General features: G+C 72.8%; 7 protein-coding genes and 1 tRNA gene. 5 read left to right on the forward strand and 3 right to left on the reverse strand.

What is annotated here, in order from left to right:
• Positions 1 to 7: 7 nt before the first annotated feature.
• The 3 genes from ppk2 to C503_RS0125955 form a co-directional block, all read right to left on the reverse strand.
• Complete coding sequence (ppk2, locus tag C503_RS0125940) at positions 8 to 826, reverse strand: polyphosphate kinase 2 (RefSeq protein WP_018685141.1); 819 nt, start codon at positions 824 to 826, stop codon at positions 8 to 10.
• Between the two features lie 400 nt (positions 827 to 1226).
• Positions 1227 to 1299 (reverse strand) — tRNA-Arg (locus C503_RS0125950).
• Positions 1300 to 1436: 137 nt separating this feature from the next.
• On the reverse strand, positions 1437 to 2006 hold the full coding sequence (locus C503_RS0125955; RefSeq protein WP_169514613.1) for a DUF3558 family protein: 570 nt from the start codon (positions 2004 to 2006) through the stop codon (positions 1437 to 1439).
• 123 nt (positions 2007 to 2129) lie between these two features.
• On the opposite strand from C503_RS0125955, the gene C503_RS0125960 reads away from it, so the two are divergent.
• The 5 genes from C503_RS0125960 to C503_RS0125980 all read left to right on the forward strand — a co-directional run bounded on the left by C503_RS0125960 (position 2130) and on the right by C503_RS0125980 (position 16508).
• Positions 2130 to 4142, forward strand: a complete 2013-nt coding sequence (locus C503_RS0125960; protein ID WP_018685144.1) for a bifunctional copper resistance protein CopD/cytochrome c oxidase assembly protein — start codon at positions 2130 to 2132, stop codon at positions 4140 to 4142.
• A 124-nt stretch (positions 4143 to 4266) separates the two neighbouring features.
• Entirely contained in the window at positions 4267 to 4668 is a 402-nt protein-coding gene (locus tag C503_RS40890; protein WP_018685145.1) for a single-stranded DNA-binding protein, read from the forward strand.
• 240 nt (positions 4669 to 4908) lie between these two features.
• Positions 4909 to 6585 (forward strand): energy-dependent translational throttle protein EttA, encoded by a 1677-nt coding sequence (ettA, locus tag C503_RS0125970; protein WP_018685146.1) that lies wholly within the window; start codon positions 4909 to 4911, stop codon positions 6583 to 6585.
• A 10-nt stretch (positions 6586 to 6595) separates the two neighbouring features.
• On the forward strand, positions 6596 to 11248 hold the full coding sequence (locus tag C503_RS43610; RefSeq protein WP_026316707.1) for a hypothetical protein: 4653 nt from the start codon (positions 6596 to 6598) through the stop codon (positions 11246 to 11248).
• 274 nt (positions 11249 to 11522) lie between these two features.
• Complete coding sequence (locus C503_RS0125980; RefSeq protein ID WP_018685147.1) at positions 11523 to 16508, forward strand: NAD-glutamate dehydrogenase; 4986 nt, start codon at positions 11523 to 11525, stop codon at positions 16506 to 16508.
• Positions 16509 to 16546 lie beyond the last annotated feature (38 nt).

Raw genomic sequence — 16546 nt, forward strand, 5'->3', positions numbered from 1 at the left:
GGGTCCTTCACCCCAACAGGGTGGAAGCGTGGTCGGGCACGTGGTGCTCCACATCCCGCGACGGCCGAACGTACCCGTCCCCGGCGGGCCGCTCGGGCAACTTGAGCCCCGGCCGGTCGACCTCCTCCCACGGCATGCTGTCCAACAGGTGCGCGATCATGTTCAACCGGGCCCGCCGCTTGTCCTCCGCCTCCACGATCATCCACGGTGCCACCTCGGTGTCGGTGTGCACCAACATGTCGTCCCGCGCGCGGGAGTAGTCGTCCCAGTGCGCGATCGACTCCAGATCCATGGGCGACAGCTTCCACTGCTTGAGCGGGTTGTCCAGCCGTTCCTTGAACCGTTTGCGTTGTTCGTCCTGGCTCACCGAGAACCAGTACTTGCGCAGCAGGATCCCGTCGTCGACGAGAAGCTGTTCGAAGATCGGGCCCTGGCGGAGAAACCGCTGGTACTCCAGCGGCGTGCAGAACCCCATGACGCGCTCGACCCCGGCCCGGTTGTACCAACTCCGGTCGAACAGCACGATCTCGCCCGCCGCGGGAAGGTGAGCGACATACCGCTGGAAATACCACTGGGTCTTCTCGCGCTCGGTGGGCGTCGGCAGCGCGGTGATGCGACAGACACGGGGGTTGAGGTGCTCGGCGACCCGCTTGATCGTGCCGCCCTTGCCCGCCGCGTCCCGGCCCTCGAAGACCACGACCAGGCGGGAGCCGGTGGCGCGGACCCACTCCTGCATCCGCACCAGGTCGCCTTGCAGGCGCAGGAGTTCCCGCTCGTAGAGGTCGCGCGGGTAACGCTGGGTGGCCTTGCCGCTGTCCTTCGCCATGGGGACAGCTTCCCCTGGGAGCGGACCGGCCGCACGGAACGGTCTCGCGCCCGTGTCCGGCGGTACGAGGGCCGCCTGCCCCGACACGGGCAGGCGGCCCTGGTCGCGCACGAACACCCCGCGCCGGGTGTGGGTACGCGTCGGTCTTCACATCCCTCGCTACAGCCCTAGCGTTTCAACCGCCACCCGATCGTGCACTCGCCGTCACGCCGGGGCGGTTCGACCACCCTGGTCCGTTCGACCATCCACATGCACGACCGCGAACTCACCACGGGCCGTGCCAGGTCGACCACGCAGAGACACGGATCCCGCACGCCGCAACGGATCCAGGGTGACAGGCGGTGAAAAGCCCGGCACCCGTGGTGAAACCCACAGGTCCGGGCGCACTTCTCAGACAGAGCGCCCTCGGCAGGACTCGAACCTGCGGCCAAGAGCTTAGAAGGCTCCTGCTCTATCCGCTGAGCTACGAGGGCTGGTGGAGTGACTACTCGACCGGAGTCGCGAAGCTTCCACGGGACTGATCGTTCCAGGCGCCTCTACCGTTTCCGCTCGGGACTGATCGGGTGATGAACACCGCTTTTCGCGCCCGTTCGGGGGAGCGGTGGTTGCGCTAAGCGCGCGGCAGTCTGCGGAGGGCACCCTCGGTCAGGGGTTGCAGCAACCGCAGCAGGGTGCCCTCGGGGGTGTCGCGTTTGTCCATCGCGACCAGCAGGGATCTGTCGTCCCGCACCGCGACCGACGCGGTGCACGTGCGGTAGCCGTCGGATACCGCGCAGTGCAGCCAGGTGTCGTAGCCCAGCGTCCGTTCCGCGTGGCCGCCGGGCTGGTCGTGCCGGACCTGGGCGAGCGGCTTGTACAGGGCCACCAGCACATAGTCGCCCGCGGCACCGCCGCGCAGCGGGTAGCCGCAGGAGTCCGGGAACGTGTCCGCGCGCCTGCCGGGCGTGCCCGCGAGACCGCCCGCCGGGGTCAGGTCGTCGGGGGTGAGCAGCGCGCACAGGTCCACCCCGGTGAGGGACCGCGGCGCGGTGTCGGTCACGGCCGGTGACGACGCCGGGCCGAAGCCCGCGGCGGGTACCGGGGCGCCGGACACCCGGGCGCCACAGGCCGCCACCAGCGCGACACCCGCCGCCACCGCGACCGCCCGGCCCAGTACGCCGCTCACCCGACCCGCCCTCACCCGACTCAGGGTAGTGCCTGGTCCACAGTGCCTGGTCCACCCACCGTGCTCGGACCGGGTGTGAACCGGACTGGGAATCATGGCGCCGACGGGCCCGCGAACCAGGCGATTACGCTCGACCTCGTGGTTCAGGACAGCTCAACCGACACCCGCCGCGCCGGGTCGTCGGGTCTGGCGCCGTTGCTCGTCGTCGGCGGCCTGCTGGCCGCCCTCATCGGGGCCGCGCTGGTCGCGGCCTCCGGGGGGAAGCGCTACGTCCTGCAGGGCCTGCCGACCCCGGACGCGTTCACCGAGCACGCGCTGACCGTGGTCCGGGTGACCACCGAACTGGGGAGCGTCGTCACCGTCGGTTCGCTGCTGTTCGCCGCGTTCCTGGTGCCGCCGCGGGCCACCGGCGTGCTGGACGTCAACGGCTACGGCGCCCTGCGCATGGCGGGCTGGGGCGCGGCCGTGTGGTTCGTCGGCGCGCTGGTGTCGGTGCCGTTCACCGCCGCGGACGCGGTCGGCCAGTCGATCACCACCGTGCTGCGCAGCGACGTGCTGCTCGACCTGGTCGGCACGCTGGAGCAGACGCAGGCGTGGCTGTTCACCGCCGCGCTCGCGCTGGTCGTGCTGGTCGGCACCCGGTTCGCGCTGACCTGGGGCTGGACCGCGGCGCTGTTCGCGGTGGCGCTGGCCGGGATCGTGCCGGTCGCGGTCACCGGCCACTCCTCCAGCGGCGGCCAGCACGACGTGGCCACCAACAGCCTGCTGTTCCACCTGGTCGCCGCCGCGCTGTGGATCGGCGGCCTGGTCGCCCTGCTCGCGCACGGCCGCAGGCGGGTGGCGCACCTGCCCGTCGCGGCGACCCGGTTCTCCCGGATGGCCCTGGTGTGCTGGATCGTCATGGCGGTCTCCGGCGTGGTCAACGCGTGGGTGCGGCTGCCGCTCGCGGACCTGTTCGGCACCTGGTACGGCGTGCTGGTCCTGATCAAGATCGCGGCCCTGCTGGTGCTCGGCGTGTTCGGCTACCTCCAGCGCGAACGCGGCGTCCGCGCGATCACCGAGCACGGCACCTGGCGCGCGCTGGTGCGGCTGGCCGCGGTCGAGGTGCTGGTGATGATGGCGACCGTGGGCGTGGCCGCCGGGCTGGCCCGCACCCCGCCGCCGCAATCCGCCGACAGCGCGCCCGACCGGGTCGAGCTGGCCCTTGGCTACCCCATGTCCGAGCCGCCGAACCTGGCCCGGCTGCTCTTCGACTGGCGGTTCGATCTGGTCTTCGGCACCGCCGCGATCGTGCTGGCCGCGGTCTACCTGCGCGGGTTCCTGCGGCTGCGCGCGCGCGGCGTCGCCTGGCCGGTGGGCAGGCTGGTGTCCTGGCTGGCGGGCTGCTTCGTGGTCCTGTTCGCCACCTCGTCCGGGTTCGGCCGCTACTCGCCCGCGATGTTCAGCGTGCACATGGAATCGCACATGATGCTGTCCATGCTCGCGCCGGTGTTGCTGGTACTCGGCGCACCCGTCACGTTGGCGCTGCGGGCACTACCGGCCGCGGGCAAGGACAACCCGCCCGGACCGCGCGAGTGGCTGCTGGCGTTGGTGCACTCACCGGTGTCCCGGTTCCTCACGCACCCGATCGTCGCGCTCGTGCTGTTCGTCGGCTCCTTCTACGGTCTCTACCTGACCGGCCTGTTCGACGAGGCCCTCCAACGACACTGGGCGCACCTGCTGATGAACGCCCACTTCCTGTTGGTGGGCTACATCTTCTACTGGCCCGTCCTCGGCACCGACCCGGCGCCGCGCAAGCTGCCGCACCTGGGCAGGCTCGGCCTGGTCTTCGCGTCCATGCCGTTCCACGCGTTCTTCGGCGTGATCCTGATGAGCACCCAGACCGTCATCGGCGAACGCTTCTACCAGGGCCTCGGCCTGCCGTGGAACACCGACCTGCTCGCCGACCAGCGCCTCGGCGGCGGGATCGCCTGGGCCTCCGGGGAGATCCCGCTGCTGGTCGTGCTGATCGCGCTGCTGGTCCAGTGGTCCCGCGCGGACGACCGGGAGGCCCGCCGCGCCGACCGCCGCGTCGACACCGGCACCGCGGACGACCTCGACGCCTACAACGCCATGCTCAAACAGCTCGCCGAAGGCCGCGAACACCGCTAGTGGGTCGCACCACTAGTTGTCCACAGCCCCGCCAATCCATCCACAGGTCCGTATCGCCGCTCGTCCGTCGCCCCCCGCCCCGGCCACCCTGGGACGTGCCGACACCGAGCGAACGGAGGACCCGATGAACGAGACGATGGTGACCCTGGCGGGCCGCGTGGTCAGCGAGATCACCAAGCGCCGCTGCCCGGACGAGCGCGACCTCACCCAGTTCCGCCTCTACGTCAAGGAACGCCGCTACGACCCGGACACCGGCTCCTGGCGGGACGGCGACTCGCTGTTCATCGGGGTCCGCTGCTGGGGACGGCTCGGCGAGCACGTCGACACCAGCGTCCGCCGCGGCGACCGGGTGATCGTGTTCGGCAGGCTCTACCACCGCGAGTACCGGTCCGACGCCGTGCAGCGGATCGACCCCCAGGTCGAGGCCCGCGCCGTCGGCATCGACCTCGGCTACGCCCCGGTGACCGTCACCCGCACCGCGTGGACGCCCGCCAACGACGAGCCCGAGCAGACGAAGGCGGCGTGAACCATGACCACCACCCGCACCCCGCCGACCACGTTTGCCGAACAGCCCACCCGGGCACGTCCCGGGCGGCCGATGGCGGGCATCGACCATTGCCAGAGCGGGGTCCGACCGACGATGCTCTCCCTCGACACCGACCCGAACGCAGGCCGGGTAACCCGATCGGCGGTACGCGACCCGTCCGCCGAGCCGTCCCCCCGGTCGCGCTCAGCGGCCCCGACCCACCACTCTACGATCGCGACCATGGCCGAGTTCATCTACACCATGAAGAAGGTGCGCAAGGCGCACGGGGACAAGGTCATCCTTGATGACGTCACCATCCAGTTCCTGCCCGGGGCCAAGATCGGCGTGGTCGGCCCCAACGGCGCGGGCAAGTCCAGCGTGCTCAAGATCATGGCCGGGCTCGACCAGCCCAACAACGGCGAGGCGTACCTCTCCCCCGGCTACACCGTCGGCATCCTGCAGCAGGAGCCGCCGCTCAACGAGGAGAAGACCGTCCTGGGCAACGTCCAGGAGGCGTTCGGCGAGATCAAGGTCAAGCTCGACCGGTTCAACGAGATCGCCGAGCTGATGGCCACCGACTACTCCGACGCGCTGATGGAGGAGATGGGCAAGCTCCAGGAGGAGCTCGACCACGCCGACGCCTGGGACCTGGACTCCGCGCTGGAGCAGGCCATGGACGCGCTGCGCTGCCCGCCGCCGGACGCCGACGTGAGCGTCCTGTCCGGGGGCGAGCGCCGCCGGGTCGCGCTGTGCAGGCTGCTGCTGTCCAAGCCCGACCTGCTGCTGCTCGACGAGCCCACCAACCACCTCGACGCCGAGAGCGTGCTGTGGCTCGAACAGCACCTCGCCCAGTACCCGGGCGCCGTCCTGGCCGTCACCCACGACCGGTACTTCCTGGACAACCTCGCCGAGTGGATCCTGGAGATCGACCGCGGCCGCACCTACCCGTACGAGGGCAACTACTCCACCTACCTGGAGAAGAAGGCCGAACGGCTCGCGGTGCAGGGCAAGAAGGACCAGAAGCTGCAGCGCCGCCTCAAGGAGGAGCTGGCCTGGGTCCGCTCCAACGCCAAGGCCCGGCAGACCAAGTCCCGCTCCCGCCTGGAGCGCTACGAGGAGATGGCCGCGGAGGCCGAGAAGACCAGGAAGCTCGACTTCGAGGAGATCCAGATCCCGCCCGGCCCGCGGCTGGGCAGCATCGTGGTCGAGGTCGACAAGCTGAAGAAGGGCTTCGGCGACCGGCTGCTGATCGACGGCCTCAGCTTCGACCTGCCGCGCAACGGCATCATCGGCGTCATCGGCCCCAACGGCGTCGGCAAGACCACCCTGTTCAAGACCATCGTCGGCCTGGAGAAGCCGGACCAGGGCAACGTCAAGATCGGCGAGACGGTCACCCTGTCCTACGTCGACCAGGGCCGCGCCAACATCGACCCGGCCAAGACCGTGTTCGAGACCGTCTCCGGCGGCCTCGACTACATCCAGGTCGGCCAGGTCGAGATGCCCTCCCGCGCCTACGTCAGCGCGTTCGGCTTCAAGGGCCCCGACCAGCAGAAGCCCGCGGGCGTGCTGTCCGGCGGCGAGCGCAACCGGCTCAACCTGGCGCTCACCCTCAAGCAGGGCGGCAACCTGATCCTGCTCGACGAGCCGACGAACGACCTGGACGTGGAGACCCTCGGCTCGCTGGAGAACGCGCTCGAACAGTTCCCCGGCTGCGCCGTGGTCATCTCCCACGACCGCTGGTTCCTCGACCGCACCTGCACGCACATCCTGGCGTGGGAGGGCACGGCGGAGCACCCGGCCAGGTGGTTCTGGTTCGAGGGCAACTTCGAGGGCTACGAGAAGAACAAGATCGACCGAATGGGCGCGGAGGCCGCCCGCCCGCACCGGGTGACCTACCGCAAGCTGACCCGGGACTAGGCGCGGCGACGTGGCGGCGGCCTGGAACGAGTTACCGGCGGCGGTGTCGGCCGCGTCCGAGTGCGCGGCACTGCTGGACGCGGCCGAACACCTCCGCCACACCGCACCCGAGCTCACCGAGCGGTTCGCCGCCCGCGCCCTGGCCCGCACCACCACCGTCCCCGTCCGCTCCGCGAACCCCCGCCCCACCCCGTCGGATTCCCCGGGTCCGGCCGTCGGCACCGACTCGACGACCGACCCGGAAAGTCCGACGGGGGACCGGGCCACCCAGCCCACGATCCCGGCGGCCCGGACCGCCGGGAGCATCGACGCCGCCATCGGGACCCGGGCACGGGTGCTGCTGAGCACGTCCCTGGTGCGGCTGGGGCGGCACGCCGAGGCGGTGGAGCCGGGGCTGGTCGCGCTGCACGCGGTGACCGGGGGCGGGCGGGTCGAGTGGGCCGCGACGTTGCGGGTCGCGCTGGCCGCGTGTGCCCGGGTGCTGGGCGAGCCGTTGGCCGGGTGCGAGTTCCTGCGCCCGGTACTGCGGCTGCGCGAGGCCGCGCCCGCCATCCGGGCGGCGGCGCTGGCCCAGTTCGTGGCCTGCGCCGTGCACGTGGGCAACCGCGACGACCTGGAGGACGCGCTCGCCGAGGCCGACCGGCTGTTCGCCGCGGACGAGGCCGCCGGTCCCGACGGGCGACGCGTGCAGCGGGCGCTGCTGTCCGCGCGCACCGCCTCCTACCACCGCAGACACGGCGACACCGAGGCGGCGACCGAGGCCGCTCGCGAAGGACTCTCGCTGCTCAACCGCCTCGCCGACCCGCACGCGGAAGGCGGCCTGGCCCGGCCCCGGCTGGTGCTGGAACTGGTGTGCGCGCTTCTCGACGAGGGCGACCTGGACGAGGCGGCCCGGGTCGCGGCCACGGCCCTGGACGAACCGGTCCGCGCCACGTCCGCGCTCGCGCTCGGCAGGCTCCGGCTGGCCGTGGCCACCCGCGTGCACCTGCCCTCCGGCCGGTCCGCGCCCGGCCGGGCACTGCTGGTCGACGTGGTCCGCGTCGCCGAACGCCACGGCCTGGACTCACTGCTCGCCGACGCCTGGACTTTCCTCGCGCACGCCGAGGAGGAGGCCGCCCGCCCCGGCGACGCCCTGCACGCCCTCCGCTCGGCCCGCGCCGCCGAGTACCGCCACCTGCGCGCCGCCGAGGCGGCCCGCGCCCTGCTCATCGCCGAGGTCGGCGCCGTCCGCGACCCGGAGAGCGCGGTGTCCCTGCTCCGCGACACCGTCCGCCCAGCGACCCCGCCCGCCCCGGCCGTTCCCCGCCAGACCCGTCCCGCGACCGCCACCTTCGCCGCGGTCCTCGTCCGGGTCACCCCCCAGGGCCTGGCCGAACCCGTCGAGCCTGCCGAACCCCCGCTCCCGGTGGGCGGCGAGGTCTCGCTCAACGCCCTGGCCATCCACGTCCGCGACCTGGCCCCCCAGGACGCCGAGCTCCTCCGCTCCGACCGCGGCGAGTTCGCCGTCCTGCTGCCCGCCACCGACCGCCCCACCGCCGAGGCCCTGGCCACCGCCATCCGCGACACCGCCACCGAGGCCCAGTGGCTGATCGACGACAACGGCCACGAACTCACCCTCGCCACCGGCGTCGCCGTCACCCCCACCACCCCCGACGGCAACCCCCGCGACGGCGTCGAACCCCTGCTCCTGGCCGCCCGCAAGGCCATGCGGGTACCGGAGGTCATCAGCCCGGCCCCCGCCGTACTCCGCCGCACCGACCGCTTCCACCGAGCCCCCACCACGGCCAAGACGGTCCCGGTCGGCCAGGACACCATCCCGTCGCACGCCGCGACACCCGGCGCGGAAACCCGAGCCCCCCGCGAGTCGGCCCCGGCAGGCACCAGGGCAGCCACGGAACCCAGCCCGCCAGCGGCGAACCCCGTGCCTGAAACGCCCACGCCGGAACCAGTCGCACCTGAACAGGCGACCGCCGGACAGCACTCGCCCAGCCCATCGACCGATCCCGTGGCGCCCCCCGCGACAGGCGCAGGCCCGTCACCAGCACACAGCGCACCGGTCGCTTCCACGACCCCGGCCGATGCGACGGGTGACAGCCCTGCCGCCTCGCCTGACGTTCCGGCGGTGTCGCACGCCGCTCCCACATCGTCCGGTCCCGCAGGCACATCGGACCCGGCGACCGATGACAGTCCCGTCGCCGCTTCAGGTGTTCCGGGGTTGTTCCCGGCGCTGTCCGCCGGTCTCGTGGACCCCTCCGACGCGGATGGCGGTCCAGCCCCCACCCCTGATGTCCCGTCGTCGCCATCCGGTGGGTCGAGGACCAGTTCCACCGGTGCGGCGGGCAGTGCCGGTTCCGTTGCCGCGTCAGGTGTTTCGCCGTACTCGGCGCCCGGATCGCCTGCTTCCGCCGCTGTGACCGGGGACGCGGGCTCCGCCACCGCAGGCGTACCGCCGTCGCACACCGCGCCCGGGGCAGTCGCACGCTCGGCACCCCCGGGCTCGGCAGGCGTGGCGAGCGACCATGCCGTGCCCCCCGGCGAGTCGGCGCTACCGCACCCGCCTGCGGACCCACCGGTCGCCACCGGCCCCGGTGCGCCGCACGCCGCGCAGGCCGAGTCCCTCGCCCCGGGAGTCCCGGCGGCACGGGACTCCACCGAGCGTCGGGCCGACGCGGCGACGGGTTCCGACGCGTTGTCCGCCTCCTCGCGTTTCGGGCACGCGGCGGAAACCCTGCCCAGCCAGGAGTCCGCCACCCCCCGCCACGGCGGCGGCGCCGGTTCCATCCCGGCCCGGCACCTGTCCGGCGGTCTGCGGCGCCGTCGCGCGGCCGACGAGGAGCCCGCCGCCGAGCCGATACCCGTGTCCCCGCGGGCCGGGGCCATCGAGTCGGTGCTCAACGCCGACGAGGTCGACGAGCCCACCCCCGGCCGCCGCGCCGCCCGCCGCGCCCAGGACCCCGAGACGTCCACTGTGGACACCGAGGCCGCCGCCCAGTCGGTGCTCAGCCGGTTCGGCGTCACCGCCGAGGGCGGCGGCAGGCGCCGGGCCCCCGACGACGACGGCTACCCGGTCGACGACCCGGTACCCGAGCCCGACCCGTACGACCTGGGTTCCGTGTCGCTTCCCGCCCCGCCGATGTTCCCCGCCTCCATGGCCCCCCCGAACACCCCGTGGGACGACACGGAACCCACCATCCCCATCCCCGGCGCCCGCCGCGCCGACTCCGGTGTCCTGCACACCTCCGGCTCTCTCGACGCCCCCCGCCTGGGCGCCCCCGCCGACGAACCCGAACCGACCCCCCCACTTGGTTCCCCCCTCCCCGAACCCGCCACCGCGTTCGCCCCCGGACTCCCGGCCGCCGACCCGGGCCCCGCACCCACCCCGAAGCCCGTTCTCGACAACCCGGACCCAGCGCCCGGCACCCACGGACTCACCGGCCGCACACCCACCGCCCCGAGCTCGTTCCTCAGCGCGCCCACCGCCCACGGGCCCACGGATCCGGAACCCGCTCCGGCGACGGGTACCCATGGGATCTCGGCAGCGAAGTCCTCCTACGGCGCCCAGGGCCCCGTGCCCGGCCTTCATGGATCGGTGGCGCCCGTTCCGGGTCCACCGCGCGGTGAGGCGGGGCCCGTTCCCGGTACTCAGGGCCTCCCGACCGATGACTCGGGATTCGTGCCCGTCGCCCCCGGTTCCGCGCCCGGTGACCCGGGACAGTCGGGCACCCACCGACCCGTGGCAGGCATGCCCGGCGACCCGGGACCCATGGCGGCTGCCGGACCGACCCTCGACGATCCAGCACGTGCGACCGCGAGCAGGCCTGCCGGGTCGGGTCCGGCGCCGCGTACCCCGGGCGCCGATCTCGAACCGTTGTTCGCCGCCGGGTTCACCAGGGTCGACCCGCCCGCCACGGCGTCCACGCCGATCGTGCCCCCGGAACCGCGAGCGCCCGAGGCGATCCCGCGCACCCCCGAGGGCGACGTGCCCCCACAGGTCAGCGACGCCGACCGGCGGGCCATCGACTTCGCCGCCCGGCTGCGCGGCCTGCCCAGGTCCGCCGCGTTCGCACAGCGCGAGCCCGAGCCCGAACCGGACCCCGAGCAGGCGAGCGCGACCGACCCCGACGACGACCGCCCCGCGCTGCCCACGCGCAAGCGGCGCACGCCAGGGAGCAGGCGGGAGCGGACCGATCCCAGCGGTCTCGCCGACCTGCTCGCCGAGGCGCTGGTCGCCTTCCAAGCCACCCAAGCAACTCAAGCCACCCAGGCCGAGCAAGCCGAGCAGCCCACGCCGACCGCGCCCGCCGACCCAGGCCTCGACGTGCCCCGCTGGTCCGACGGCTGGGCCGACCTCCCGTTGTTCGGCGCCGAGCCCGACCGCCTGCCCGAGCCGTCCCGCCCCGTCGGCACCCAGGTAGACAACTCCGGCGAGCTGCGCCGCCCCGAGCCCGCCCGCTGGCCCCCGCCCGCCGACGCCCGCCCGCCCGCGGCCGCCGCCGAGCCCGACCGCCGACGCTCCTGGGCCACCGACGCGCGCGCCGCCGAACCGGCCGAACGTGCCGAGCCGCGCCGCACCGATCTCTCCGGCCTCCCCACCCCGCCCTCGGGCATCCGGGGCAGGCACCGCTCCTCCGAATGGGCGCCCGCCGACCTCGACAGCGGCTGATCCGGACGCACCCGGAACCACGGTCAGCCCCGCTCGGCCCGGGCGGGTCCCCGCCCGGAGGATCCCTTGCGCCCGGCGGGCACGGGCGGGAATGCGGCATCGCGCTACAGCCAGGTGACGCCGTCCCCACCTGCGGCCGAACATGCCGTTCCGACCTCGCAAAACGCCATGTGGGAGATGATCCCGAGATGCGGGGCCCGGCCGGGGCGGCACTAATGTGGGGGGCGTATGCGGCACAGCGGCGTGCCGCCAAAGCGTGGAGTCAGGGAACACAATGACCTCGACTGGAGTCTCGTCCCGCACCGATGGAGCCGTCAGCGTCGACGGCTCGGCGTCGGCCGGACGACCGGTCAACACCAGCCCGGAACAGATCAGAGACGACCTCATCGAGCGGGCCGCCCGACAGGCGCCCGACATCGCCGACCTCATCCGCCTCTACTTCCGCTACATCCCGCCGGAGGAGGTCATCGACGACGACCCCGTCGACCTCGTCGGCGCGGTCCGCTCGCACGCGCAGCTGGCAGGTCAACGGGTCCAGGGCAGGCCCGCGGTGCGGATGCTCAACCCCACCGGCGCCGTGGACGGCTGGAGCACCACCGGCTCGGTCGTGCAGATCGTCACCGACGACATGCCCTACCTCGTGGAGTCCGTGAGCGCCGAGCTCGTGCGCCGCGGCGTCCAGATCCAGCGGGTCGTGCACCCCATCGTGGTGGTGCGCCGCGACCTTGCGGGCGAGCTCAAGGACGTGCTGCCGACCTGCGACCCGGACGCGCCGCCCGGCGAGGCGTTCGCCGAGTCGTGGATGTACATCGAGGTCGACCTGCTCACCGACGCCGACCGGGCCCGCGAGATCGAGACCGGGCTGCTCGCCGTGCTCAACGACGTGCGCGAGGTCGTCGAGGACACCGACCGGATGGCGGGCACCGCGCGCGCCCTCGCCGACGAGCTGGAGGCCGACCCGCCGCCGCTGGACGCCGAGCAGGTCCGCGATGGCGCCGCGCTGCTGCGCTGGCTGGCCGATGGCCACTTCACCTTCCTCGGCTACCGCCGCAACGACCTCGTCGCGGGCGAGGAGGACGGCGAGCCCGCGCTGCGCGCCGTGCTGGCCAGCGGCCTCGGCGTGCTGCGCCAGGACAGCCTCGCCGCGCGCAGCCTCACCGCGGGCCCCGACACCGTCGCCTACGCGCTGGCGCCGCGCCTGCTGGTGCTCACCGAGGCCAGCGCCCCCTCGACCGTGCACCGCTCCACCTACCCGTACTACGTGGGCGTCAAGACCTTCGGCCCGGACGGCGAGGTCACCGGCGAACACCGCTTCCTCGGCGTGTTCACCACCAGCGCGCTGCACGAGGACGTGCTGGACATCCCGGTGGTCTCCCGCCGGGTGCGCGAGGTGATCCACCAGGCCGGGTTCCCCATGGAGTCCTACTCCGGGCAGCGCATGCTGGAGGTCATCCAGAACTGGCCGCGCGCGGAACTGTTCTCCACCACCGCCGACGCCCTCTACTCCACCACCACCGGCGTGCTCGCCCTCGCCGACCGCCGCAGGCTGCGGCTGTTCCTGCGCCGCGACCCGTACGCGCGGTTCTTCTCCTGCCTGATCTTCCTGCCCCGCGACCGCTACACCACCACCTCCCGCATCGCCATGCAGGAGGTTCTGCTCGACGAGCTGGGCGGCACCAACCTGGAGTTCAGCACGCGCCTGGGGGAGACCCCGCTCGCGCAGGTGTACTTCATCGTGCACACCGACCCGGGCCGCCACGTCGACCCGGACGTGCAGCGCATCCAGGAACGCCTCACCGAGGCCGTGCGCGGCTGGGACGACCGCCTCGTCGAGGCCGTGTTCGCCGAACAGCGCGAACAGGCCGACGCCGGATCCACCCTCGGCCCGGAGTCGGCCACCGAACAGGGCCAGCGCTACGCCAGCGTGTTCCCGGAGGCCTACAAGGAGGACTTCACCGCCGCCGAGGCCCTCGCCGACCTGCACAAGCTGCGCGCGCTGACCGGCGAGGACGACCTGGCCATGTCGTTCTACGTGCCGCAGGGCGCCAGCCCCGGCGAGCGCCGCTTCAAGCTCTATCTCAGCGGCCGCGGCATCACCCTGTCCCAGGTGCTGCCGGTGCTGCAGAACATGGGCGTCGAGGTCGTCGACGAACGCCCCTACGAGCTGCGCCGCGAGGACGGCACCCGCTGGTGGATCTACGACTTCGGGCTGCGCATCGAACCGAGCGTGCTGGAGGCGCCTGCCGAGGAGCTCGACCGGCGCAGGGTCGGCTTCCAGGAGGCGTTCGCCGCGATCTGGCGCGGCGAGGCCGAACCCGACCGGTTCAACGCCCTGGTCCTGCGCGGCGGCCTCACCTGGCGGCAGGCGGTCGTGCCGCGCGCCTACTCGCGCTACCTGCGCCAAGCGGGCACCCCGTACTCGCAGGAGTACATCGAGGACGCCGTCCTCGCGCACACCGCCATCGCCACCGCCCTGGTCCGCCTGTTCGAGGTCGGCTACGACCCGGCCCTGTCCGACGACGCCCGGCACGCCCAGGCGGACACCCGCATCGCCGAGATCACCGAGCTCATCGACGGCGTCACCAGCCTCGACGAGGACCGCATCCTGCGCAGCCTGCTCACCCTCATCCGGGCCACCCTGCGCACCAACTACTACGTCCGCGACACCGACGGCGCCCCCCGCCCCTACCTGGCGGTCAAGCTGGAACCACGCGCCGTGCCCGAGCTGCCCGAGCCCCGGCCCCGGTTCGAGATCTTCGTGTACTCCCCGCGCGTGGAGGGCGTGCACCTGCGCTTCGGCGCCGTCGCCCGCGGCGGCCTGCGCTGGTCCGACCGCCGCGAGGACTTCCGCACCGAGGTACTCGGCCTGGTCAAGGCGCAGGCGGTGAAGAACGCGGTGATCGTGCCGGTCGGCGCCAAGGGCGGCTTCGTGGTCAAGCGCCCGCCCGCCCCCACCGGCGACCCCAGCCTGGACCGCGAGGCCTTCCAGACCGAGGGCATCGCCTGCTACCGCATGTTCATCTCCGGCCTGCTCGACCTCACCGACAACCTGCAGGGCGGCGAGGTCGTGCCTGCCCGCGGCGTCGTCCGCTACGACGGCGACGACACCTACCTGGTCGTCGCCGCCGACAAGGGCACCGCCACCTTCTCCGACATCGCCAACGAGCTCGCCTGCAGCCGCGGCTTCTGGCTCGGCGACGCGTTCGCCAGCGGCGGCTCCGTCGGCTACGACCACAAGGCCATGGGCATCACCGCCAAGGGCGCCTGGGAGAGCGTCAAACGCCACTTCCGCGAGCTCGGCGTCGACACCCAGTCCCAGACGTTCACCGTGGTCGGCGTCGGCGACATGTCCGGCGACGTGTTCGGCAACGGCATGCTGCTGTCCAAGCACATCCGCCTGGTCGCCGCCTTCGACCACCGGCACGTCTTCCTCGACCCCGACCCGTCCCCGGCCGTCGGCTTCAACGAGCGCAAGCGCCTGTTCGAGCTGCCCCGCTCCTCCTGGGACGACTACGACCGCACCCTGATCAGCGAGGGCGGCGGCGTCTTCCCGCGCACCCTCAAGGCCATCCCGGTCAGCGCCCAGGTCGCCCGCTCGCTCGGCCTGCCCGAGGACACCGGCAAGCTCTCCCCGCAGGAGCTGATGAAGGCCATCCTGCTCGCCGAGGTCGACCTGCTCTGGAACGGCGGCATCGGCACCTACGTCAAGGCGAGCACCGAGAGCCACGCCGACGTCGGCGACAAGGCCAACGACGCGCTGCGCGTCGACGGCTCCGCGCTGCGCGTCAAGGTCGTCGGCGAGGGCGGCAACCTCGGCCTCACCCAGCGCGGCCGCATCGAGTTCGCGCGCACCGGCGGCAAGGTCAACACCGACGCCCTGGACAACAGCGCGGGCGTCGACTGCTCCGACCACGAGGTCAACATCAAGATCCTGCTCGACCACCTGGTCCGCGAGGGCGAACTGGCCTCGCACGCCCGCGACGAGCTGCTCGCCGAAATGACCGAGCAGGTCTCCGACCTGGTCCTTGGCGACAACTACAGCCAGAACGCCGTCCTCGGCGTCAGCCGCGCGCACGCCAAACCCATGCTGTCCGTGCACGCCCGCCTCGTCGACGCCCTGGACAAGACCGACGGCTTCGACCGGCGGCTGGAGGCCCTGCCCTCCCGCGAACAGTTCCGCGCCCTGGACAAGGCGTGCGACGGCCTCACCTCGCCCGAGCTGGCCACCCTGCTCGCCCACGTCAAGCTCGCTCTCAAGGAGGACGTGCTGGCCAGCGAGCTGCCCGAGCAGGACGTGTTCGCCCGCCGACTGCCCGAGTACTTCCCCACCCAGCTGCGCGACCGGTTCGGCCCGGCCATCAGCGCGCACCCGCTGCACCGGCAGATCACCACCACCCTGCTGGTCAACGAGGTCGTCGACGGCGGCGGCATCTCGTATGCCTTCCGCCTCGCCGAGGAGATCAGCGCCAGCGCCACCGACGCCGTCCGCGCCTTCGCCGTGGTCACCGGCGTCTACGACCTGCGCGACATCTGGTCCCGCATCCACGCCCTGGACAACGCCGTGCCCACCGACGTGGCCGACGACATGGTCCTGGAGATCCGGCGGCTGCTCGACCGGGCCGCCCGCTGGCTGCTCACCAACCGGCCGCAGCCACTCGCCGTCGGCGCCGAGATCAACCGCTTCCACCGCGTCGTACGCGACCTCGCCCCCCAGGTCGGCGACCTGCTGCGCGGCCGCGCCCGCGAGGAAGCCGACGCGGACGCCGAGAAGATGATCGCCGCGGGCGTGCCGGACGAGCTGGCCAGGCGCATCGCGGGCCTGCTCGACTCCTACAGCCTGCTCGACATCACCGAGGTCGCCGAGCTGGCCGAACGGGACGCGGGCACCGCGGCCGGGGCCGAGGTGGAACGCAGCCCGCTGGAGGCCGCGCAGCTCTACTTCGAGCTGTCCGACCACCTGGACATCGACCTGATGCTCACCTCGATCAGCGGCCTGGAACGCGGCAACCGCTGGCACGCCCTGGCCCGCCTCGCCCTCCGCGACGACCTCTACGGGTCACTGCGCGCCATCACACTCGACGTGCTGCGGCAGAGCGAACCGGGCGAGTCGGCCGCCGAGAAGATCGAGTCCTGGGAACGGGTCAACGCCTCCCGCCTGGCCCGCGCCCGCACGGCGCTCGGCGAGATCCGCGCGTCCGGCAGGCTCGACCTGGCCACCCTGTCGGTGGCCGCGCGACAGGTCCGCAGCATGGTCCGCTGAGCGTTCACCGAGTCACCCCGACCCGCCGCCCTGGGCAG

The sequence above is a fragment of the Actinokineospora enzanensis DSM 44649 genome (assembly GCF_000374445.1).
In the GTDB taxonomy this organism is placed as follows: domain Bacteria; phylum Actinomycetota; class Actinomycetes; order Mycobacteriales; family Pseudonocardiaceae; genus Actinokineospora; species Actinokineospora enzanensis.

Bases quoted from the DNA above. Each gene is read 5' to 3' on its own strand.
- ppk2 (WP_018685141.1), bottom strand. From the start codon at position 826: ATGGCGAAGGACAGCGGCAAGGCCACCCAGCGTTACCCGCGCGACCTC.
- C503_RS40890 (WP_018685145.1), top strand. From the start codon at position 4,267: ATGAACGAGACGATGGTGACCCTGGCGGGCCGCGTGGTCAGCGAGATC.
- ettA (WP_018685146.1), top strand. From the start codon at position 4,909: ATGGCCGAGTTCATCTACACCATGAAGAAGGTGCGCAAGGCGCACGGG.
- C503_RS0125980 (WP_018685147.1), top strand. From the start codon at position 11,523: ATGACCTCGACTGGAGTCTCGTCCCGCACCGATGGAGCCGTCAGCGTC.